This window comes from Bradyrhizobium sp. AS23.2 (genome assembly GCF_001908185.1).
In the GTDB taxonomy this organism is placed as follows: Bacteria; Pseudomonadota; Alphaproteobacteria; order Rhizobiales; family Xanthobacteraceae; genus Bradyrhizobium.
The window spans coordinates 26063-45956 of record NZ_LGHM01000107.1; the positions used below are offsets into that span (position 1 = coordinate 26063).

21 protein-coding genes and 1 pseudogene are annotated in these 19894 nt (G+C 63.9%); 13 read left to right on the top strand and 9 right to left on the bottom strand.

Annotated features, from left to right (window positions below):
• Positions 1-54 precede the first annotated feature (54 nt).
• Entirely contained in the window at positions 55-1236 is a 1182-nt protein-coding gene (locus AC630_RS22295) for a GNAT family N-acetyltransferase (protein ID WP_074120599.1), read from the bottom strand.
• A gap of 126 nt (positions 1237-1362) precedes the next feature.
• Between AC630_RS22295 and AC630_RS22300 the strand changes: the two genes are divergently transcribed.
• Complete coding sequence (locus AC630_RS22300; protein ID WP_074120622.1) at positions 1363-2406, top strand: polysaccharide deacetylase family protein; 1044 nt, start codon at positions 1363-1365, stop codon at positions 2404-2406.
• Here AC630_RS22300 and AC630_RS22305 read toward each other — a convergent pair.
• Complete coding sequence (locus tag AC630_RS22305) at positions 2396-2617, bottom strand: DUF2842 domain-containing protein (RefSeq protein ID WP_074120600.1); 222 nt, start codon at positions 2615-2617, stop codon at positions 2396-2398. The genes AC630_RS22300 and AC630_RS22305 overlap by 11 nt on opposite strands.
• A 124-nt stretch (positions 2618-2741) precedes the next feature.
• Between AC630_RS22305 and AC630_RS22310 the strand changes: the two genes are divergently transcribed.
• The gene (locus tag AC630_RS22310; protein WP_074120601.1) at positions 2742-3824 is read left to right on the top strand and encodes a COX15/CtaA family protein; all 1083 of its coding nucleotides are present in this window, start codon (positions 2742-2744) and stop codon (positions 3822-3824) included.
• Between the two features lie 7 nt (positions 3825-3831).
• Here AC630_RS22310 and AC630_RS47160 read toward each other — a convergent pair.
• The 4 genes and pseudogenes from AC630_RS47160 to AC630_RS22330 all read right to left on the bottom strand — a co-directional run bounded on the left by AC630_RS47160 (position 3832) and on the right by AC630_RS22330 (position 7318).
• Positions 3832-4172 (bottom strand): annotated as a pseudogene (locus AC630_RS47160) (hypothetical protein).
• Between the two features lie 192 nt (positions 4173-4364).
• Positions 4365-5645, bottom strand: a complete 1281-nt coding sequence (locus AC630_RS22320; protein ID WP_074120602.1) for an O-acetylhomoserine aminocarboxypropyltransferase — start codon at positions 5643-5645, stop codon at positions 4365-4367.
• Positions 5646-5782: 137 nt separating this feature from the next.
• Positions 5783-6367: a CoA-binding protein gene (locus AC630_RS22325; protein ID WP_074120603.1), complete on the bottom strand. Its 585-nt coding sequence runs from the start codon at positions 6365-6367 to the stop codon at positions 5783-5785.
• 126 nt (positions 6368-6493) lie between these two features.
• On the bottom strand, positions 6494-7318 hold the full coding sequence (locus tag AC630_RS22330; protein WP_074120604.1) for an enoyl-CoA hydratase: 825 nt from the start codon (positions 7316-7318) through the stop codon (positions 6494-6496).
• Positions 7319-7404: 86 nt separating this feature from the next.
• Here AC630_RS22330 and AC630_RS22335 point away from each other — a divergent pair, with 86 nt between their 5' ends.
• The 6 genes from AC630_RS22335 to AC630_RS22360 all read left to right on the top strand — a co-directional run bounded on the left by AC630_RS22335 (position 7405) and on the right by AC630_RS22360 (position 11077).
• Positions 7405-7833 (top strand): PaaI family thioesterase, encoded by a 429-nt coding sequence (locus tag AC630_RS22335; RefSeq protein WP_074120605.1) that lies wholly within the window; start codon positions 7405-7407, stop codon positions 7831-7833.
• Positions 7834-7989: 156 nt separating this feature from the next.
• Positions 7990-8454, top strand: a complete 465-nt coding sequence (gene rplM, locus AC630_RS22340; RefSeq protein WP_057756282.1) for a 50S ribosomal protein L13 — start codon at positions 7990-7992, stop codon at positions 8452-8454.
• Between the two features lies 1 nt (position 8455).
• Positions 8456-8935 (top strand): 30S ribosomal protein S9, encoded by a 480-nt coding sequence (rpsI, locus tag AC630_RS22345; protein ID WP_074120606.1) that lies wholly within the window; start codon positions 8456-8458, stop codon positions 8933-8935.
• Positions 8936-9164: 229 nt separating this feature from the next.
• A complete protein-coding gene (locus AC630_RS22350; protein ID WP_074120607.1) occupies positions 9165-10385 on the top strand; it encodes a GGDEF domain-containing protein in 1221 nt (406 codons plus the stop codon).
• A gap of 59 nt (positions 10386-10444) precedes the next feature.
• Positions 10445-10681 carry a hypothetical protein gene (locus AC630_RS22355; RefSeq protein ID WP_074120608.1) on the top strand — a complete coding sequence of 79 codons (237 nt, stop codon included), beginning with the start codon at positions 10445-10447 and terminating at the stop codon, positions 10679-10681.
• A gap of 99 nt (positions 10682-10780) precedes the next feature.
• Positions 10781-11077 (top strand): antibiotic biosynthesis monooxygenase family protein, encoded by a 297-nt coding sequence (locus tag AC630_RS22360; protein ID WP_074120609.1) that lies wholly within the window; start codon positions 10781-10783, stop codon positions 11075-11077.
• Between the two features lie 6 nt (positions 11078-11083).
• Here AC630_RS22360 and AC630_RS22365 read toward each other — a convergent pair whose 3' ends face one another.
• Positions 11084-12232, bottom strand: a complete 1149-nt coding sequence (locus AC630_RS22365; RefSeq protein ID WP_074120610.1) for an AI-2E family transporter — start codon at positions 12230-12232, stop codon at positions 11084-11086.
• 259 nt (positions 12233-12491) lie between these two features.
• On the opposite strand from AC630_RS22365, the gene AC630_RS22370 reads away from it, so the two are divergent.
• From AC630_RS22370 to AC630_RS22390, 4 genes are all read left to right on the top strand, one after another.
• A complete protein-coding gene (locus AC630_RS22370; protein ID WP_074120611.1) occupies positions 12492-13265 on the top strand; it encodes a gamma-glutamyl-gamma-aminobutyrate hydrolase family protein in 774 nt (257 codons plus the stop codon).
• A 299-nt stretch (positions 13266-13564) separates the two neighbouring features.
• Complete coding sequence (locus AC630_RS22380) at positions 13565-14962, top strand: NfeD family protein (RefSeq protein WP_074120623.1); 1398 nt, start codon at positions 13565-13567, stop codon at positions 14960-14962.
• On the top strand, positions 14959-15720 hold the full coding sequence (locus AC630_RS22385) for a slipin family protein (protein ID WP_074120613.1): 762 nt from the start codon (positions 14959-14961) through the stop codon (positions 15718-15720). Before AC630_RS22380 ends, AC630_RS22385 begins: the two co-directional genes overlap by 4 nt.
• A gap of 139 nt (positions 15721-15859) precedes the next feature.
• Complete coding sequence (locus AC630_RS22390; RefSeq protein WP_074120614.1) at positions 15860-16753, top strand: haloalkane dehalogenase; 894 nt, start codon at positions 15860-15862, stop codon at positions 16751-16753.
• A gap of 119 nt (positions 16754-16872) precedes the next feature.
• Here the strand turns inward: AC630_RS22390 and glnA are convergent, their stop codons facing one another.
• The gene (gene glnA / locus AC630_RS22395; protein WP_074120615.1) at positions 16873-18282 is read right to left on the bottom strand and encodes a type I glutamate--ammonia ligase; all 1410 of its coding nucleotides are present in this window, start codon (positions 18280-18282) and stop codon (positions 16873-16875) included.
• Positions 18283-18435: 153 nt separating this feature from the next.
• On the bottom strand, positions 18436-18774 hold the full coding sequence (locus AC630_RS22400; RefSeq protein ID WP_007603495.1) for a P-II family nitrogen regulator: 339 nt from the start codon (positions 18772-18774) through the stop codon (positions 18436-18438).
• Between the two features lie 379 nt (positions 18775-19153).
• On the opposite strand from AC630_RS22400, the gene AC630_RS22405 reads away from it, so the two are divergent.
• Positions 19154-19894: NAD(P)H-hydrate epimerase (locus AC630_RS22405; RefSeq protein ID WP_074120616.1), on the top strand; the 741-nt coding region annotated here is incomplete at its 3' end.

Here is a 19894-nt window from a genome sequence, read left to right on the forward strand (position 1 = left end):
GGGGGAGATGGGAAGGGGGCCGCACGCGGTGAGAGATTGAGCGTCTTCGGCTGTCTACCCGAACGCCTGCCGCAGCTTTCGCGCCAGGTCGAACAGCATCTGGTTCTGCTTCACCAGTCGCTTGCCGCGGTTCAGGGAGGACATTGCCATCGCTGCGAGCTTTCCGCGCGAGGTCAGAGGGACGAAGCTGTCAAAAACGTCTTCGTCGTCCTTGCAGAACATCCGCTTGTAGTCGTCCGAGCCGATACCGAGGTCGAGCCCGCGATAGCCGCGCTCGGCGTAACGGTCGATGATGTAGCGCATCAGGATCAGGCCGGGACTGTAGCGGGCATGTTCGGACATCGTGTAGGTGTTGAACATCATCGAGACGCGCAGGCTGTCGGCGACGCCCGCGAAGATCGCGATCACCTCGTCGTCGCATTCGAGGGCGTGGATGTCGATGACGCGGCCCTCGCCGCGCGGCGACAGGCAGGCGCTGCGGATGAACTGTTCGACGCCCGGCTCGACGAAGACATTCGGCAGTTTCTGTTCCGCCATCCGCGCCGGCTTGACGCGGAAGAACCAGTCGAGCAGGCGGGTGACGTCGGCGTCCGTGGTGGCAAGATGATAGCGATAGCCGGCGAGCGCCTGGAGCTTCTTCTCCTTGCTCTTCAGGCGGCGCCGGAAGGAATTGCTGATCCGCGACGCGGGCGGGCCGCCCGGCTCCATCACCAGCACCGGGCAGCCGTTGATCGCGCCCTGCCGCGGCAGCAGCGCAAACGGGTTCTGCTGGTCGTGCCAGCGCAGCGGCTGCTGCGTCAGCGAGAGCACGTCGACATGCCTGCGCAGCGGCGCAAGCAGCGCGTCGAGATCAGCGGCAGCGGTCTGCGCGGCGAACTCGGCGTTCCACAGGCCCATGTTGAAGGTCGTATGCTTGCCGCCCATGAAGCAGGCCGTACGTACGCCGTGGTTTTGGCGCAGCGAGAGCGGCAGCAGCAGGAGCGGCCTGTGCTCGGCATCGCGGGCAATGACGATGAAAGGCCAGGCGCCTTCGCGAGCCCCGACCAGCCGCTGCCAGGGGCTGAGCAGGTCGAAGCGCTGGTAGGGCGTGAAGAGGTGACCGCTTTCCTCGAAGGCGCGCCATACCGGCTCCACCGTGCCGAGATCGGTAACGACATCGACATGCGCGATACGGCTCGCTTTCGACCGCGCTGGGGCTTCTGCCGTCCGGCTTTGCATCGCCGCAGCCATGGTCATTCGCGAAACCTGTCGAGAATCAAAATATACGCAATTCGGCCTGTGGCCGACCTTTGCAAAGAAATGTCAACAAAGGGTAATGACAATAGGACGGTGCAGGCCGCCGGCGAACGCGAAGGTGGGATCTTGGCATCCGACGACAGAAGGCTGAAGCGGCTGCGCCTTGAACTGGCCTGGTTCACTGGCCAGCCGCTGTTACGCAGCCGCGGTGCTGGCGCCATCCTGCGCTTCGAGCATGTGCGGCCTCGGCGGCGCGGCGCTTTCCAGCCGCTGCGCGAGAACGAGATCACGCCGCAATTCCTCGACCGTGCCATCCGCGCGCTGAAGCGGTGGAACTATGACTTTCTCGGCATGGACGATGTTTGCCGGCGCGCGGTGACACTGCCGGAGAAGCGGCGCTTCGTCGCGCTCACCTTCGACGGCGCCAGCAAGGACTTCATCAGCTTCGCCTATCCAGTGCTGGCGGGCCATTCCGTTCCTTTCACCATTTACGTTCCTACCGCCTTTCCCGATGGCGTGGGCGAAGCCTGGTGGCTCGGGCTCGAGCAGGTGATTGCACGCGGGAGCCGCATCAGTCTGATGATGGGCGAGACGGAGCAGCGCTTCACCGTCACAGGCAACGCCGAGAAGCGGGCGCTGTTCTCATTGCTCGACAGCTGGCTGCGTTCGCTTCCGCCGGTGGATTTGTCGGCTGCCATCGCCGATCTCTGCACGCGCTACCGGATCGATCTCGCCGCGCTTTCGCGCGAGGCATCGATGGATTGGGAGGATCTGGCCAAGCTGGCTGCCGATCCGCTGGTGACGATCGGCAGCGCGACCGTGAACTATCCCGTTCTCGCCAACATGAAGGACGCCGCCGCGCTGCGCGAGATGACGATGGGCAAGGCGGTCGCGGAGGCGGCATTCCACCGCGATATCAGGCATCTCGCCTTTCCGTTCGGCGATCGCGCCTCGTTCCGGCGCAGCCACGTCGTGATGGCGGAGGAGGCGGGCTTTGCCAGCGCGGTGTCGACGATCCCGGGCATCGTCGATGCGGAGGGGCGCACCAATTTGCGCGTGCTGCCGCGAATTTCCTGGGACGGCCGAGTACGCTCGCTGCGCATGTTGCGCGTGCTGGTGTCGGGTGTTGCCTTTGCGCCGGTGAAGCCGACGGGCAGCGTCACGAACTAGATTTGGCCCGATCCGGCCGCTGCATCCAGCTCACGATCGGCATCGCCGGCAGCACCCAGCCCATGCCAACCACCACGTAGTAGATCGCCTGCCACCAGCCGGACTCGGCGATCCACGGCATCTGTGCCAGCGCCATGCCGAGCAGGGCCCAGACAGTGGCTAGCACCAGGAGCAGGATGGCGCCGAGGAACTTGCGGGTGCGGATCGTCATGGCGGAATGTCGCGGTCTCTTGCGTAACTTGCGCTGCGGGAGCGGGGGACTATAAGGGGCACGCAGTCCGGTTCAAGCCTCATTGGTTCAACTCTCCTAGGACAAGGCCTGGTTTCGCCCTGAAATGACGACGATTTCCGCCCCGTCCGAGCCGTACCGCGCCGTGCGCTGGTGGCTGATCTCCGTGGCCGCGCTGATCGCGCTGATGGTGCTGGTCGGCGGCGCCACACGGCTGACGGAATCCGGTCTCTCGATCGTCGAATGGAAGCCGGTCGCGGGCAGCGTTCCGCCGCTTTCGGAGGCGCAGTGGACCGACGCGTTCGAGGCCTACAAGAGGATCCCGCAATATCGCGAGCTCAACGCCGGAATGAGCTTGTCCGAGTTCAAGGAGATCTTCTGGTGGGAATGGAGCCACCGGCTGCTCGGCCGTTTCATCGGCGTCGCCTATCTTCTGCCGTTCCTGTTCTTCCTGTGGCGCGGCGGCCTGTCCGGTGAGTTGAAGCGCAGGCTGTGGTTGCTGTTTGCACTCGGCGCGCTCCAGGGTGCGGTCGGCTGGTGGATGGTCGCTTCGGGCCTCTCGGAGCGGGTCGAGGTCTCGCAATATCGGCTGGCGACGCATCTGATACTCGCGCTGCTGATCTTCGCCGGCATCGTCTGGACGGTGCGACGGCTCGCCGAGCGGGCGCAGATCGCTGCATCTGCGCGGCTGCGCTTCACGAGCGCGCTGCTCCTCGTCGTGACTTTCGTGCAGATCTATTTCGGTGCCTTGGTCGCGGGCCTGCGCGCCGGGCGCGCCTACAACACCTGGCCGCAGATCGACGGCGCGTTCATTCCGTCTGCGGATCGGCTGTGGTTCGAGACGCCGTGGTGGCGCAATATGTTCGACAACGTGCTGACGGTGCAGTTCGAGCACCGGATGACGGCCTATGCGCTGTTCGTGCTGGCGGCGCTGCACGCGTTCGACGCGGTGCGCTCTCGCGCGGGCGCTGCGGTGGGCGGCGCGCTGTGGCTGCTTGCGGCGGTGAGCCTGCAGGCAGTGCTCGGCATCCTGACGCTGCTCAACCAGGTGCCGATCGGGCTCGCGCTCGCGCACCAGGCCGTCGCGATCGCGGTGCTCACGCTCGCGGTGATGCAGGTGGAGCGTCTGTCCTCGCGGCAATCTGCGGAGGCGCAGCCGCGCGCGGTTCCGCTTGGTCTGGCTGGTTGATCGCTGATCAGCAGTAGCCGTAAACGCCGCAGCGTAGGGCAGTCGCCAGAAATAATCGACCTGCGGTCCGCCATAGTAGGCGCCCTGATAGTCGTAATCCCAGGGGCGCCCGTAATAGCCCGGCAGCATGTTGGAGCCGGGCAGGAGCGGCGTCCCCGGCAGGTTGCGGACGTAGCTGCCGACGCCGTAGGCCGGCGAGATCAGCGCATCCGGATCGGTCTCGACATAAACTCGCCGCTCCGGCGGTGGAACGGCAACCCACCGCTTCGGTGTCGCCGGCAAGTCGGCCGCCATGGCGCCGGAGATGGTCAGCGTCGCGGCAAGGGCAGGCATCATCCAGCGCAGCATCGTCGGCTCCGAATCAAAGGGCGATCCAGTGACGATGTATGCGGCAGATACGGTTAATGACTGTTAACTGGAGCAACCAACGTAGCTGACGTCGTTCCGGGGTGATCCGGCAGGACCGAACCCGGAATCCAGAGGTTACGGCGTCGAGATTCCGGGGTCGCGCGTCCGCGCGCCCCGGAATGGCCGGAACAATTACGCGCCCAGCGCCTGTTCCAGATCGGCAATCAGGTCTTCCTTGTCCTCGATGCCGATCGAGAGCCGGACCACGTCGGGGCCGGCGCCGGACTTGATCTTGGCGGCGTCGTCGAGCTGGCTGTGCGTGGTCGAGGCCGGGTGGATCACGAGCGAGCGGGTGTCGCCGACATTCGCCAGATGCGAGAACAGCTGCAATTTCGACACCAGGCTGACACCGGCGTCATAGCCGCCTTTGAGGCTGAAGGTGAACACGGCGCCCGCGCCCTTCGGTGCGTATTTGCGTGCGAGCTGGTTGTACTTGTCGTTCGCAAGGCCCGCATAGCTGACCGAAGCCACCGCCGGATGACCGGCGAGGAATTCGGCGATCGCCTTCGCATTGTCGCAGTGCTTCTGCATGCGCAGCGGCAGCGTCTCAATACCGGTCAGGATCATGAAGGCGTTGAAGGGCGACAGCGCCGGCCCGAGGTCGCGCAGGCCAAGCACGCGGCAGGCGATCGCGAAGGCGAAATTGCCAAACGTCTCCTGCAGGCGGATGCCGTGATATTCGGGCCGCGGCTCCGACAGCATCGGATATTTGCCGCCCGTCGACCAGTCAAACGTCCCGGCATCGACGATGATACCGCCGAGAGAGTTGCCGTGGCCGCCGAGGAACTTCGTCAACGAGTGCACCACGATGTCGGCGCCGTGGTCGATCGGGCGGATCAGATAGGGCGAGGCCAGCGTGTTGTCGACGATCAGCGGCACGCCTGCCTTGCGCGCCACGGTCGAGATCGCCTCGATGTCGGTGATGCTGCCGGCGGGATTGGCGATGGACTCGATGAAGATCGCTTTCGTGCGCGGCGTCACCGCGCGCTCGAAGCTTGCGATGTCATCGGGGTCGGCCCACACCACGTTCCAGCCAAAGCTCTTGAAGGCGTGCGTGAACTGATTGATCGAGCCGCCATAAAGCTTTCGCGCCGCGATGAACTCATCGCCGGGCTGGAGCAGCTGCTGCAACACCACGACCTGCGCGGCATGGCCGGAGGCCACCGCAAGCGCGGCCGTGCCGCCCTCGAGCGCGGCGACGCGCTCTTCCAGCACTGCGTTGGTCGGATTGCCGATGCGAGTATAGATGTTGCCGAATGCCTGCAGGCCGAACAGCGAGGCGGCGTGATCGGCATCGTTGAAGACGAAAGAAGTCGTTTGATAAATCGGAGTCGCGCGCGCACCGGTGGTGGGGTCGGGCTGTGCACCGGCATGCACGGCGAGGGTTGAAAATCCCGGAAGGCGATCGCTCATTGAGACGTCCTGTTCTTGTGGTCTGAAATCGCGCGGCATGCTGATGGGCACCGCCGCTGTCGTCAAGCCGCAGCTTCACATCGGAATGATCTTGCTACGCATTGTCGCGTTCGCGAAACGAATCCTTCGCGATTGTGTCAACCTTGCTCGGACTTGTTTTTGGCCGCGCGATCAGAGGCCGCGGTGTCGCCGCCGCCGACACTCATCCGATTGAGGGATAACCGCATGCCTTGTGTCGGCGCCGGCGGTCGCTTGGAGCTGAGGGTGCGCGAATTGACGCCCATCCATGATATTTCCGACGACAGCCGGCCATATTCGATCTTGGGGCAGCGATTCATCACGACCTTGATACCGGCCGCTTCCGCCTTTTCCGCCGCCGCATCGTCGCGCGCACCGAGCTGCATCCAGATGACCTTCGGCAGCGGATCGAGCGTCAGGGCTTCCTCGACCACGGGCATGATGTGGCTGGAGTTGCGGAAGATGTCGATCATGTCGATGGGACGGCCGATGTCGCGCAGCGAGGCGACGAAGGGCTTTCCGAGCAGCTCCTTGCCGACATGGCCGGGATTGACCGGGATCATGTCGTAGCCGCGCTGCGCCAGATATTTGAACGCAAAATAACTCGGCCGCACGTTGACCGGCGAGGCGCCGACCATCGCGATCGACTTCACGCTGTTGAGGATGCCGCGGATGTAATTGTCGGGGTAGGAGTCGTGGTTCATCTGTTCTTTCTCTGACCCTCATGGTGAGGAGCGCGGAACGCGCGTCTCGAACCATGAGGCCACTATCGGGCCTTCATCCTTCGAGACGCCGCGTTCCGCGGCTCCTCAGGATGAGGGGCTGGTTATTCACTCATCCCGCCACGTCGGCGTGCGCTTCTCGATGAACGCGCCGATGCCTTCCTCGGCGTCGCGTGCCATCATGTTCTCGGTCATCACCTCTGCCGCATAGCGATAGGCGTCCGCAAGGCTCATCTCGGCCTGGCGATAGAATGCCTCCTTGCCGAGCTTGACGGTGTAGGCGGATTTCAGCGCCACCTTTTCGGCGAGCGCAATCGCGGCGTCGCGCTCGGTGCCGGCCGCGACCACGCGATTGATCAGCCCGATCTCGCGGGCGCGCGCGGCCGGGATTGGCTCGCCCGTCAGCAGCATCTCCATCGCCTGCTTGCGCGGCACGTTGCGCGAGAGCGCAACCATCGGCGTCGAGCAGAACAGGCCGATGTCGACGCCCGGCGTCGCGAAGCTCGCGGCTTCCGAGGCGATCGCAAGATCGCAGCTTGCCACGAGCTGACAGCCGGCCGCGGTGGCGATGCCCTGGACCGCAGCGACCACGGGCTTTGGCAGGTGGACGATCGCCTGCATCATCGCGCTGCAGGCGCTCATCATCTCGGCGAAGAAGGCTCGGCCACGATCCGGATCGGCGCGGCGCGCGGTCAGCTCCTTCAGGTCGTGGCCGGCGGAGAAGGCGGGACCGTTGGCGGCAATGACGGCAGCGCGGATGCGCTTGTCCTCGGCGATCGCGTTGAAGCTTGCATGTAACTGCCCGATCATCGCTTCCGACAGGCTGTTGCGTGCGGCGGGGCGGTTCAGCGTGAGCACGGCGACGCTGCCGACGATCTCCCGCAGGAGGATCGGCGGGTGCGGGGAGGGGGCGCGGGTGGCCTGGACGGGCATTGACGCGATTTCCGTTGGATGATTGCAATTGGATGACGCAGATAACTTAGTGTAACAGGCCAAGTGAAGCGAGAGTGGGGAATAGCATGGCGTTAGCGAAAATGAGCGTGGCGGAGGTCGAACAGTTTCTCCGCGACGAATTTCCCCAGGCCTTCAGTGGCGACGACATCACGATCGAGAGCGCGGACGGCCAGACCTGCCTTTTGCGCCAGCGCTTCAGCGAAAGGATGCTGCGGCCGGGCGGAACCGTGTCCGGGCCGACGCTGATGGCGCTCGCCGATTTCGCGATGTACGTGGTGCTCCTGTCCGCGATCGGGCCGATCGGGCTCGCCGTGACCACCAATCTCAACATCAACTTCCTGCGCAAGGGCCAGCCCGGCCAGGACGTGTTGGCCGAGGCCCGGCTGCTCAAGCTCGGCAAGCGGCTCGCGGTCGGCGAGGTGAACCTGCTGTCCGGGACCTCACCCGATCCGATCGCCCATGTCACCTCGACCTATTCCATTCCAAATGTTTGAGCTTTTGGTGGGTAATATAGCACCATATTTTTAAGTAATTGATTCTGCAGGTGTAATTTCCGTCAATTGGCATTGACCGTTACGCGTCTCTTCTCTAGAAAACCGCGCAGTCCGGTGCGGTGTTCGCGCCGATGTCTCCCTCACGGAAATTCTGACATGAAAACCTTTTCGGCAAAGCCGGCCGAGGTGACGAAGAAGTGGGTGCTGATCGACGCCAAGGGTCTGGTCGTCGGCCGTCTCGCCACCATCGTCGCCATGCGCCTGCGCGGCAAGCACCTCCCAACCTACACGCCGCACGTTGATTGCGGCGACAACGTCATCATCATCAACGCCCAGCATGCGGTCCTCACCGGTCGCAAGCGCGAGCAGAAGACCTACTACAAGCACACCGGTTATGTCGGCCACGTCAAGGAGCGCACCGCGCGCCAGATCCTCGAAGGCCGTCATCCCGAGCGCGTGCTCGAGAAGGCCGTCGAGCGCATGATCCCGCGTGGTCCGCTCGGCCGTGTCCAGATGGGCAACCTCCGCGTCTATGGCGGCGCCGATCATCCGCACGAGGCCCAGACGCCCGAGAAGCTCGACATCGCCAAGTTGAACCGCAAGAACACGAGGGCCGCATAACATGGCCGAATCCATTCAGTCGCTCGACCAGCTCTCGCAGCTCAAGACGGCGGCAGCGCCCGACGCGCCCAAGCACGAGAAGAAGGTCGACAAGTTCAACCGCGCCTACGCAACCGGCAAGCGCAAGGATGCGGTCGCCCGCGTCTGGATCAAGCCGGGCGCCGGCAAGGTCACGGTCAACGCGCGCGAGGTCGAGGTCTATTTCGCCCGTCCCGTGCTGCGCATGATGATCGAGCAGCCGTTCTCCGTGGCCCAGCGTTCCGGCCAGTACGACGTGATCTGCACCGTCGCCGGCGGCGGTCTGTCCGGCCAGGCTGGCGCCGTCCGTCACGGCATCTCCAAGGCGCTCACCTATTTCGAGCCGGAGCTGCGCAGCGTGCTCAAGAAGGGCGGCTTCCTCACCCGCGACTCCCGCGTGGTCGAGCGCAAGAAGTACGGCAAGGCCAAGGCCCGCCGGTCCTTCCAGTTCTCGAAGCGTTAATCGCTTCGGTCGCATTCGCCGCGAAAGCGGCTCCAATGAGATGCAAAAGGGCGCTGAATTCAGCGCCCTTTTTGTTGTTCGTTTGTACGCAAATTGATGGCTTGTTTCCCGAAAACTTGGCCTCCCATGAAAACCTGAATGTCACTCGCGGGACATAGCGTCGCATCTGGAAGGGCGCGCAAATCGGATGTGCCGATCGCGTAACTGCTATGTTCAAGAGGGGGCCGACATGATGTCGCTCGATAGCATCACGCTCTATTTGGTCGCCACCATGGTTGCCGCACTGCTCGGCGCCATGATGGTGTTTTTCGGCAGGCAGGAGAACAGCCCTGCGCTGAAATGGTGGGGCACCGCGTATCTCCTCGGCGCCGCCTCCGTCGCGCTATGGACGGCGGCCGGCGACAAGCTGGGCCCGCATGTTTGTCTCGCGCTGAATGCGGTCGGCTTCGTTGCCTGCGGCATGGTGTGGAATGCGGCGCGTGTCTTCCGCGGCCGCAAGCCGAACTGGGTCGGCCTCGTGCTCGGTGCGCTCGCCTGGATCGCCGCGGTCACGCTGCTCGATCACGCGGCGTCCCTGTTGCGCATGATCATCGGCGCCGGCATCGTCTCGGTCTATGCGGCGCTGACCGCAAGCGAGCTCTGGGTCGAACGGCGCAAGAGCCTGCAGCGGCGCTGGCCCGCCTTCGTGGTGCCGGTGATGCACGGCTGCGTGTTGATGCTGCCGATCCTGATTGGCAGCTTCCTGCGTCCTAACGATGCCGGCTTCTCCGCCAGCATCTGGGTAACCGTGTTCGCGGTCGAGCTCGTGCTCTATGCCGTCGGTACCGTGTTCGTGATCTTCATGCTGGTGTCGGAGCGCACCGTCACCGCGCACCGGACCGCCGCGTCCACCGATCCGCTGACCGGCATGTTCAACCGCCGCGGCTTCTCGGAGGCCTGCGGACGCGTGATCGAGCGCGAGGCCAAGGCGGGGCGGCCCGTGACCGTGATGATCTTCGACATCGATCACTTCAAGTCGATTAACGACCGCTTCGGCCATCCCGCCGGCGACGAGATGCTGAAACTGTTCTCGACCGTCGTCGTCAGCAATCTGCGCATCTCCGACCTCTCGGGCCGCATCGGCGGCGAGGAATTCGCGGCCTTGCTGCCGTGTCCGCTTGAGGAGGGCGTGCTGGTCGCCGAGCGCGTACGCGAAGCTTTCGAGACGTCCGGCGTCGTGGTCGATGAAGGCCCGGTCGACACCACCGTCAGCATCGGTGTCGCCGGCGGTCCGGCCGGCACCGAACTCGAGGTGCTGCTGGCCTCGGCCGACACCGCGCTCTACCAGGCCAAGCGCGGCGGCCGTAACCGCGTCGAGGCGGCGGAGGAGCTGCCGCTGTCGCTGGAGAACTGGCGCCGCCAGAGCGCCGCGCGGGTCGGCGCGCCGCAGGCACGCACGGCCACCGCCTGAGACGCAAGCAGCCTTCGCGGTAATCCGCTGTTTACCATTCGATCCCTACCATTGCGGTCATGGAATCGATCCGTCGACAGAATCCGCAGGCTGCCCTGATATCGCTCGAAGCCGCTGCAGCCTCGGCACGCGGCGGCTTTGCCTGCCTGTTCTCCACCGCGGATGAATACGAGACCGCGCTGATCACCGAGCGCCGCGCCCAGGGGCGCTATACGCAAGGCCGCAGCTATTGGCCATTCGCACTGTTTGCCGGTTGCGCGCTGGTCGTGGCGGGTATCGTTCTGCTGTTCGCCTGAGTGACCCGTACTCCCGGCCGGGCAGGCGCCGTTTCGGCGCCTTTTTCTTTTGGACGGGGTGCGGTAGACACGCCCATCGAACAAGAAGGGTGGAAACCGATGATCACCGAGATCGCGCAAATCGACGTCAAGCCGGGCAGCGAGAAGGACTTTGAGGCGGCCGTTGCCAGGGCCAAGGCCGCTTTCGGCCGCTCCAAGGGCTTCCACGGCTTCGAGCTGCACAAGTCGATCGAGAAGCCGCAGCGCTACCGGCTGATGGTGAAGTGGGCGACGCTGGGGAACCACACCGTCGATTTCCGCGGCTCCGAGAACTTCACCGAATGGCGCGGCCTCGTCGGCCAGTATTTTGCGTCTCCTCCGGAGGTCGAGCACACCGAGACCGTGCTGACGACCTGAGCGGACTCAGGCCGCCTCTGCCAGAGGTGGCGCCGCCTCATACGTCTTGAAATGGTCGATCATGACCTTGGCGATGGCGACCAATGGCAGCGCCAGCGCCAGGCCCCAGATTCCGAACACGACGCCGAGCAGGATCTGGAACGCGAACAGCGTGGCCGGCGGAATGTCCAGCGCCTGCCGCTGCAGGACCGGCGTCAGCACATAGCTCTCCATGGCATGTACGCCGAGGAAGAGGAGAAGGGCCGATAGGGCCGGGATCCAGCCCGAGGCAAGACTTGCCAGCACCACGACGACGCCGGCGATGATGGCGCCGACGGTCGGGATGAAGGCGAGCAATCCGGCCTGGATTCCCAGGATGAACGAGGCGGGGATGCCGATGATGGCAAGCCCGATCCAGGTCACGACGCCGACTGCGATCATGACAATGATCTGCGCGATGAGCCAGCGCTCCAGCGTCTCGCCGATGCGGTCGATGATGAGAGCGGCGCGGGTGCGGTGCCTGGCCGGCATGAGGAACAACAGGCCGTCGTGATAAACGCTCGGCTGGGTCGCGAAGGCGAGCCCGAGAAACAGCACGATGAAGATGTTGCCGACGGCGCTGATCGTGCCGAGCAGCAGCTTGAAGGTCTGGCTCACGATCGCCCCGCCGCTCGAGGCGAGCGCGCCCGCGCCCGGCAATCCGCCGCGCGAGGCCGAACTCGGCGCTGGCGTCGACGCAGCGTCGGTGGAGGCGGCGGGCGCGGCATTGCCGAGATCGAAGACGCTGGTGTCGATGCCGTGGTTCTCGAGGAAGGAGCGGACGTTGGTGATCTGCGACTTGATGGTCTTGCTGAGCACCGAGGCCTGCTCGGCGATGGTGGCGCCGCCGAGATAGGCGACGCCCGCGAGCATCACGGCCAGCGCGACGCAAACGATCGCGAGCCGTACCGCGTGCGGCAGGTGCACGCGGCGGCCGAGCGCATTCGTCAGCGCGTTGAGGGCGACGCCGAGCAGCATGCCGGTGAAGATCAGAAGCAGGGTGGCCGCAAAATACCAGGTGAAGGCCAGGAGAGCCGTGAACAACACGACGGCGATGCCACCGACCGCGATCGCCCAGGCCTGATCTTGAGCCAGATCGTTGCGGGTCCGGGGACGTTCGTCAGCGGGAATGGTCACATCATATCCTTTTCGGCGGCTGCGGTCGGGCCACTCTTTCGTAAAATTTCACCAGGGATCAAGCCGCCCCCAAGCGCCGATTTGACGCGTCTGGCGCCTGAAGGGCCAATGCCACACGGGCGAAAGGGTGCCGGGCCCGCCCGGCGGCCTGGGATTTGCGCGAAATAGCATTGCCGTCCCGCGATCCCTTATATTGAATTTGTTCCAAGCCAAGGGCATGTTTAGGGAATCTTCTTCGGTGGGGAGGTCGGAACGGGAGATGAGAAAGCCGGTCGTCGGCGTGATCGGGAATTCCCATCGTGTCGAGAATCGATTTCAGGTCCAGATGGTCGGCGAGCGAAACTTGCGCGCCGTGGCCGAGGTCTCCGGCGGCTTGCCGGTGATGTTTGCTGGCTCGCCCGACATCACCGACGTCAGTGCGCTGCTCGACATTGTCGACGGCGTCATCCTCACCGGCGCCCGGGCCAACGTGCACCCGACCCGTTTCAACGTCGACCCCTGCGAGAAGCACGAGCCCTATGACATCCACCGCGACGAGGTCGCGCTGGCGCTCTCACTCGCCTGTGTCTCCCGGGGCATCCCGCTGTTTGGCATCTGCCGCGGCCTCCAGGAGATGAACGTCGCCTTCGGCGGCTCGCTGCATCCCGAGATCCGCGAAATACCGGGCCGCATGAACCACCGTATGCCCAGGCTCGAGAACGGCGAGATCCATCCCGATCCGACCGTGGTGTTCGCCGACCGCCACGATGTCCTCCTCACGCCGGGCGGTGCGTTTGCACAATTGCTCGGCTGCGAGACGATCCGGGTCAATTCGCTGCATGGCCAGGGCATTCTCGATCCCGGCAAGCGCATCCTGATCGAGGGCGTCGCCGAGGACGGCACCATCGAGGCGATCCGCATCGCGGAAGCCCCGACCTTCGCGCTCGGCGTGCAATGGCACGCCGAGTACGACCCGCAGCACAATCCCGTCAACCGAAAGCTGTTCGAGGCTTTTGGCGAGGCGATGGTCGCACGGCAGCGCGCGGCGGCGTAGGCGGCACGTGCTGATAGGGGGGAAGCCGACCCTCGCCACAACGTCATTGCGAGCGCAGCGAAGCAATCCAGAGACTTTCCGCGTCGGGATTCTGGATTGCTTCGCTGCGCTCGCAATGACGGAGCATGAACGACGCCTTGATCTCGCGGCTTCCTGTCCAAGCACGTTCGGCCTGATCGGGGACGATGGCGTGTCCTGCGGGGCCATTTCCATTGCGTCGCACAATCACAACGGCGGCAAAGCCGCTGCATTGAGGTTCCAGAGACGAGCACCATATGGTCTGCAAGGGAGCTCTTGCCGTGCAGATCATAAAGGCAGCCCTCGTTGCGGCGATTGGCGTCGTCGCTTTGATCTTCTGCCTCCTTCCCGGTTCAGCGGAGGAGAACCGCCGTCTCGCACTGACAGTTTCGATCGACGGAGCCATTGGTCCTGCGTCGGCCAGCTACGTGAAGGAGGCTTTGGCCGAGGCGGGCGAACGGCACGCCGAGGTCGTGATCCTGAGAATGAACACGCCCGGCGGTCTCAACTCCAGCATGCGCGAGATCATCGCGGATGTGCTCGCCTCGCCCGTCCCCGTCATCGGCTACGTCGCTCCGTCCGGCGCTCACGCGGCGAGCGCGGGGACCTATATCCTTTATGCGACCCACATCGCGGCGATGGCGCCAGGCACCAATATTGGCGCCGCGACTCCGGTGCAGATTGGCGGGCCGCTGCCGGGTCTGCCAAGTGGTACCCCGGACAAGGGCGACAAGGACAAGAAGGACGGTGACCAGAAGGGAGAGCCAAAGGATGCCATGACGGCAAAGGTGACCAATGATGCGGTTGCCTTCATCCGCAGCCTTGCGGAGCTGCGCAACCGCAATGCGGACTGGGCCGAAAAAGCGGTCCGTGAGGCTGCCACGCTCTCTGCCAATGGCGCGCTCCAGGCACATGCCATCGATCTCATCGCGCGCGATCCGGCTGAATTGCTGAGAGAGCTCGATGGTCGTGTGGTGGAGGTTGCTGGCGGCAAGACGCTACGGCTCGCGACCAGGGATGATGTCGTCGAAGCCCTCGACCCCGGATGGATATCCCGCTTCCTGGCGGTCATCACCGATCCGAACGTGGCTTTCATTCTCCTGATGGTCGGTATCTACGGCCTGATCTTCGAGTTCATGTCTCCCGGTGCAGTCGCCCCGGGAGTCGTTGGCGCGATCTCCCTGCTGATTGGCCTCTATGCACTTAATTTGCTGCCCATCAACTATGCCGGCCTCGCCCTGATGTTGATCGGAATCGTGCTCCTCACCATCGAGGCCTTCAATCCGACCGTGGTGATCGGTTTCGGAGGGATCATCGCATTCTTGCTGGGAGCGCTGATGCTGTTCAGGAGCGAGGCGCCCGGCTACCACCTGTCATGGTGGGTGATTGGCACCACTTCGGCTGTGTTCATCGGGCTTGCTCTCGTCGTGCTTGGTTCGCTTCGGCGGGTCGGCAGGGCTCCTGCACGGGTCGGCGCGCAGGCCATGCGGGGCTTGCCTGCGGAGGTTCTCGACTGGAACGGAACCGAAGGCCACGTCTTCACCCATGGTGAGCGCTGGCGGGCGCGCAGCGCCGAAACGTTCAAGCCCGGAGAGATGGTCGAAGTGGCCAACGTGGTCGATTTGACAGTGCTGATACAGCGCGCGCCAGCCCGGACCGGCGAGGGAGGTATGTCATGACGCTGGAGTTCCTGACCTATGCGGCGCTTGCGCTGCTCGTCATCATATTCCTATCCCAGGCAATTCGAATCCTGCGCGAATACGAACGTGGCGTCGTATTTACGCTCGGCCGTTTTACCGGCGTGAAGGGCCCGGGCCTCATCCTCCTCATTCCGGTCGTGCAGCAGCTCGTAAAGGTCGATCTGCGGGTGATGGTGCAGGTGGTGCCGCCCCAGGACGTGATTTCGCGGGACAACGTGTCCGTCAAGGTCAACGCCGTTCTGTACTTCCGCATCGTCGACCCCGAGCGCGCCATCATCAAGGTCGGTGATTATATGGCCGCGACCAGCCAGCTCGCCCAGACCACACTGCGCTCGGTGCTTGGCAAGCATGAGCTCGACGAGATGCTCGCCGAACGCGACCGGCTGAACGCCGACATCCAGGAGATCCTCGACAAGCAGACCGACGTCTGGGGCATCAAGGTCACCGGGATCGAGATCAAGGACATCGATATCAACGAAACCATGGTGCGCGCGATCGCCAAACAGGCCGAGGCGGAGCGGTTGCGGCGCGCCAAGGTAATCAATGCGACAGGCGAGCAGCAGGCTGCCGAAAAGCTCGTCGAGGCGGGCCGGATTCTCGCGCAGGAGCCGCAGGCGATGCAGCTACGTTACTTCGCGGCTTTGCACGACATCGCGGGCGAACGGTCGTCGACCGTCGTCTTTCCGCTACCAATCGGCCTGCTCGACCATTTCATGCCGCGGCGTGACAACCCGTAGCCGGGCGCGCGCGGGGAGGACAGGCTGAGCAGCGGTAGGACGGGTTTCGTAAGAACTCTACCCATCCAACGTGCTTGAGCGGCAGCGTAAGGCAGCGTAGTGCATCCAGCGCAACGCGGCCAATCCATGGGAGGTTGACTTGACGACGGTCTTGCGGACGCCGGATACACGTTTTCACGATCTTCCCGGATATCCCTTCGCGGCAAACTATTGCGACGATCTCGCAGGTTATGCCGGCCTGCGCATGCACTATCTCGACGAGGGCACGAAGAACGCTCGCGTCGCGCTCTGTCTGCATGGGCAGCCGACGTGGAGCTATCTCTACCGCAAGATGATTCCCGGCCTCGTATCCTCCGGCTATCGGGTCATCGCGCCGGACATGTTCGGCTTCGGTCGTTCCGACAAACCCGTCGACGACGCCGTCTACACCTTCGACTTCCATCGCGACAGTCTCGTTGCGCTCATCCGCGCGCTCGATCTTCATCGCGTGACGCTGGTCTGTCAGGACTGGGGAGGCCTGCTCGGTCTCACCATTCCACCGGACATGCCGGATCGCTTCGAGGGGCTGCTGATCATGAACACGATGTTTGCGACCGGCGACCGCCCGCTCACCAAGGGCTTTCTCGACTGGCGTGCGTGGAATAACGCAAATCCGGACATGGCCGTTGGCAAGCTCCTTTCACGGGCCTGTCCGCAGCTTTCGTCCGCGGAAGCCGCCGCTTATGATGCGCCGTTCCCCGATGCCACCTACAAGGCCGGCGTGCGTCGATTCCCCAACCTCGTGCCCGACCATCCCGATGCCGGCGGTGCGGCGATGTCTCGCAAGGCCCGGGAGTGGTGGCGCACTGAATGGAGCGGCAGAACCGCGATGGTGATCGGTATGAGCGATCCCGTTCTTGGGCCCACCGTGATGGCGGACATGCGCCGGGCGATCCGCAACTGCCCCGAGCCGGTAGAGCTCGCCGTTGCCGGACATTTTGTCCAGGAATGGGGTGAGGATGCTTTGCGCGGCGCGCTTCCGCAGCTGTCGTGAGCGATCGGCACACATGACGAAGGGTGGGCTCTGCTGCGCTCCACCCATCCGGCACACCCCAAATGAAAAAGGCGCCCCTTTCGGAGCGCCTTCTGCTTCTCGCATACCGTTCGGGCCGCTTAGCCCGAATAGTACATGTCGAACTCGATCGGGTGCGGGGTCATTTCGAAGCGCTCGACCTCGGTCATCTTCAGCTCGATGAAAGCGTCGATGAAGTCGTCGTCGAACACGCCGCCGGCCTTCAGGAAGCCGCGGTCCTTGTCGAGGCTTTCGAGTGCCTCGCGCAGGCTGCCGCACACCGTCGGGATCTGCTTCAGCTCTTCCTTCGGCAAATCGTAGAGGTCCTTGTCCATCGCCGGACCCGGATCGATCTTGTTCTTGATGCCGTCGAGGCCGGCCATCAGCATCGCGGCGAAGGCGAGATACGGATTGGCGAGCGGATCGGGGAAGCGCACCTCGACACGCTTGGCCTTCGGCGAAGCGGTGTAGGGGATGCGGCAGGAGGCCGAGCGGTTGCGCGCGGAGTAGGCCAGCAGCACGGGGGCTTCATAGCCCGGAACCAGGCGCTTGTAGGAGTTGGTCGACGGGTTGGTGAAGGCGTTGATCGCCTTGGCGTGCTTGATGATGCCGCCGATGTAGTGGAGGCAGGTCTCCGACAGGTCGGCATATTTGTTGCCGGCGAACACCGGCTTGCCGTCCTTCCAGATCGACTGGTGCACGTGCATGCCCGAGCCGTTGTCGCCGTAGATCGGCTTCGGCATGAAGGTGGCGGTCTTGCCGTAGATGTGCGCGACCTGGTGGATGCAGTACTTGTAGATCTGCATGTGGTCGGCCATCAGCGTCAGCGTGTCGAACTTCATGCCGAGCTCGTGCTGGGCGGAAGCGACTTCGTGGTGATGCTTCTCGACCTTGACGCCCATCCTGGCCATGGCGCCGAGCATCTCCGAGCGCATGTCCTGCACGGAGTCCTGCGGCGGGACCGGGAAGTATCCGCCCTTGGTGCGGATGCGGTGGCCGAGATTGCCGCCTTCATATTCGGTGTCGGAGTTGGTCGGCAGCTCCGAGGAGTCGAGGCGGAAACCGGTGTTGTAGGGACCGCTCGAGAAGCGCACGTCGTCGAACACGAAGAACTCGGCTTCGGGGCCAACGAAGACGGTATCGCCCACGCCCATCGACTTCACCATCGCCTCGGCCTTCTTGGCGATGCCGCGGGGGTCGCGGTTGTAGGGCTCACCGGTGGTCGGCTCGAGCACGTCGCAGGTGATGACCATCGTGGTCTCGGCGAAGAACGGATCGATCGTCGCAGTCACCGGATCGGGCATCAGGGTCATGTCGGACTCGTTGATCGCCTTCCAGCCGGCGATCGAGGAGCCGTCGAACATCGTCCCTTCGGCGAAAATGTCTTCATCGATCATGCTGACGTCGAAGGTGACGTGCTGCCACTTGCCGCGCGGATCGGTGAAGCGCAGGTCGACGTATTTGACGTCGTTGTCCTTGATCGATTTCAGGACGTCTTTGGCGGTCTTCATGCATACCCCTTTTGGCTCTGCAGGTCGGTTTTCAGGTGAGCAAGATTGTTCTCGCTTTTGGCGAGTTCGCGCGCGATCGCGCAAATGAAATCAGGCCGCCGAAGCAGCCTTAATCTCCTGTAAGAGTGTCGCAAAATTCGGATAGCACCCGGCTCAGATAGCGTCCAGCCCGGATTCGCCGGTCCGGATGCGGATCGCCTCTTCGATGTTCGAGACAAAGATCTTGCCGTCACCGATGCGACCGGTCTGCGCAGCGCGGCGGATCGCGTCGATGGCACGCTCGACGAGGTCGTCGCCGATCACGATCTCGATCTTCACCTTGGGCAGGAAGTCGACGATGTATTCTGCGCCGCGGTAAAGCTCGGCATGGCCCTTCTGGCGGCCGAAGCCCTTTGCCTCGGTGACGGTGATGCCCTGAAGGCCGACTTCCTGAAGCGCTTCCTTCACCTCGTCGAGCTTGAACGGCTTGATGATGGCTTCGATTTTCTTCACTGCGCGCCTCCCGGCCTTTCGATCAAATAGCAACGTCTTCGTCAGGATGCGCTTTTCTCACGCATGATCTTGTCTTCGCTAGGCCGGGATGCCTGGTCAACCCGGCGGCCGCCAGTCACACCCTGATAAGATGCCAGTGAGCACGACGAACCGAAGCGGCTTCCTCGAAAGCAGGGTCTATGCCAAATTGCAAATGCCCTGATTATTGGAGCGTTATCAGCCTTTTAACGAGCATCTCTGATAGGTGGAGCCGGCCGACCCAAAATAGCGCAGACTACAAAATAGGCAAACAGTTCAATATCTGTGCAGATCGATGCTTCGTCGGCCGGATCGGCACAGAAGATGCCTGTTGAAGAGGCGTTTGTACCAGGGAAGTGGCATGGAAGTTCTGACCAACGCTGAAATGCAGCGGGCTGACCAACTCAGCATCACGGCCGGCACGCCCGGTTTCAAGCTGATGCTCAGTGCGGGTCAGGCGGTCGCCGAAGCCGCCAACGCACTGGTGGAGGAGGGGCCGATCCTGATCGTGGCTGGCCCCGGCAACAATGGCGGCGACGGGTTTGTTGCGGCCGCCGAGCTCGCCGCTCAGGGGCGCGACGTCTCGGTGATCCTGATGTGCGAGCGCGATCAGCTCCGGGGTGATGCGGCCTCAGCCGCGCGCGGCTGGAAATATCCGGTGCTGCCGTTCAACCCGCAGGCGATCGGAAAGCCCGCGCTGATCATCGACGCGCTGTTCGGCGCGGGCCTCAGCCGTTCCGTCGATGGCGAGGCGCGCGCGATGATCGAGGCGATCAACGCCAACGGCGCGCCGGTGCTAGCCGTCGACCTGCCGAGCGGCATCAATGGCACCAGCGCGGCCGTGATGGGCACCGCGGTGAATGCCGCCGAAACCGTCACCTTCTTCCGCAAGAAGCCGGCCCACCTGCTGCTGCCGGGCCGCATGCATTGCGGCCGTGTGCGTGTCGCCGACATCGGCATCGACGCGCAGGTGCTGGACGAGATCGCGCCGCAGACTTTCGAGAACGATCCGGATTTCTGGGGCGCCGCCTTTCCGGTGCCGCGCATCGACGGTCACAAATATGCGCGAGGCCATGTGCTGGCCGTCTCGGGCGATGCGGCC

What these genes read in the sequence shown, in the direction of transcription:
- AC630_RS22335 (WP_074120605.1), top strand. Translation starts at nt 7,405, where the DNA reads ATGGCGTTAGCGAAAATGAGCGTGGCGGAGGTCGAACAGTTTCTCCGC.
- AC630_RS22360 (WP_074120609.1), top strand. Translation starts at nt 10,781, where the DNA reads ATGATCACCGAGATCGCGCAAATCGACGTCAAGCCGGGCAGCGAGAAG.
- rpsI (WP_074120606.1), top strand. Translation starts at nt 8,456, where the DNA reads ATGGCCGAATCCATTCAGTCGCTCGACCAGCTCTCGCAGCTCAAGACG.
- AC630_RS22350 (WP_074120607.1), top strand. Translation starts at nt 9,165, where the DNA reads ATGATGTCGCTCGATAGCATCACGCTCTATTTGGTCGCCACCATGGTT.
- AC630_RS22325 (WP_074120603.1), bottom strand. Translation starts at nt 6,367, where the DNA reads ATGAACCACGACTCCTACCCCGACAATTACATCCGCGGCATCCTCAAC.
- AC630_RS22320 (WP_074120602.1), bottom strand. Translation starts at nt 5,645, where the DNA reads ATGAGCGATCGCCTTCCGGGATTTTCAACCCTCGCCGTGCATGCCGGT.
- AC630_RS22385 (WP_074120613.1), top strand. Translation starts at nt 14,959, where the DNA reads ATGACGCTGGAGTTCCTGACCTATGCGGCGCTTGCGCTGCTCGTCATC.
- AC630_RS22355 (WP_074120608.1), top strand. Translation starts at nt 10,445, where the DNA reads ATGGAATCGATCCGTCGACAGAATCCGCAGGCTGCCCTGATATCGCTC.
- AC630_RS22310 (WP_074120601.1), top strand. Translation starts at nt 2,742, where the DNA reads ATGACGACGATTTCCGCCCCGTCCGAGCCGTACCGCGCCGTGCGCTGG.
- AC630_RS22305 (WP_074120600.1), bottom strand. Translation starts at nt 2,617, where the DNA reads ATGACGATCCGCACCCGCAAGTTCCTCGGCGCCATCCTGCTCCTGGTG.
- glnA (WP_074120615.1), bottom strand. Translation starts at nt 18,282, where the DNA reads ATGAAGACCGCCAAAGACGTCCTGAAATCGATCAAGGACAACGACGTC.
- AC630_RS22370 (WP_074120611.1), top strand. Translation starts at nt 12,492, where the DNA reads ATGAGAAAGCCGGTCGTCGGCGTGATCGGGAATTCCCATCGTGTCGAG.
- AC630_RS22330 (WP_074120604.1), bottom strand. Translation starts at nt 7,318, where the DNA reads ATGCCCGTCCAGGCCACCCGCGCCCCCTCCCCGCACCCGCCGATCCTC.
- AC630_RS22295 (WP_074120599.1), bottom strand. Translation starts at nt 1,236, where the DNA reads ATGACCATGGCTGCGGCGATGCAAAGCCGGACGGCAGAAGCCCCAGCG.
- rplM (WP_057756282.1), top strand. Translation starts at nt 7,990, where the DNA reads ATGAAAACCTTTTCGGCAAAGCCGGCCGAGGTGACGAAGAAGTGGGTG.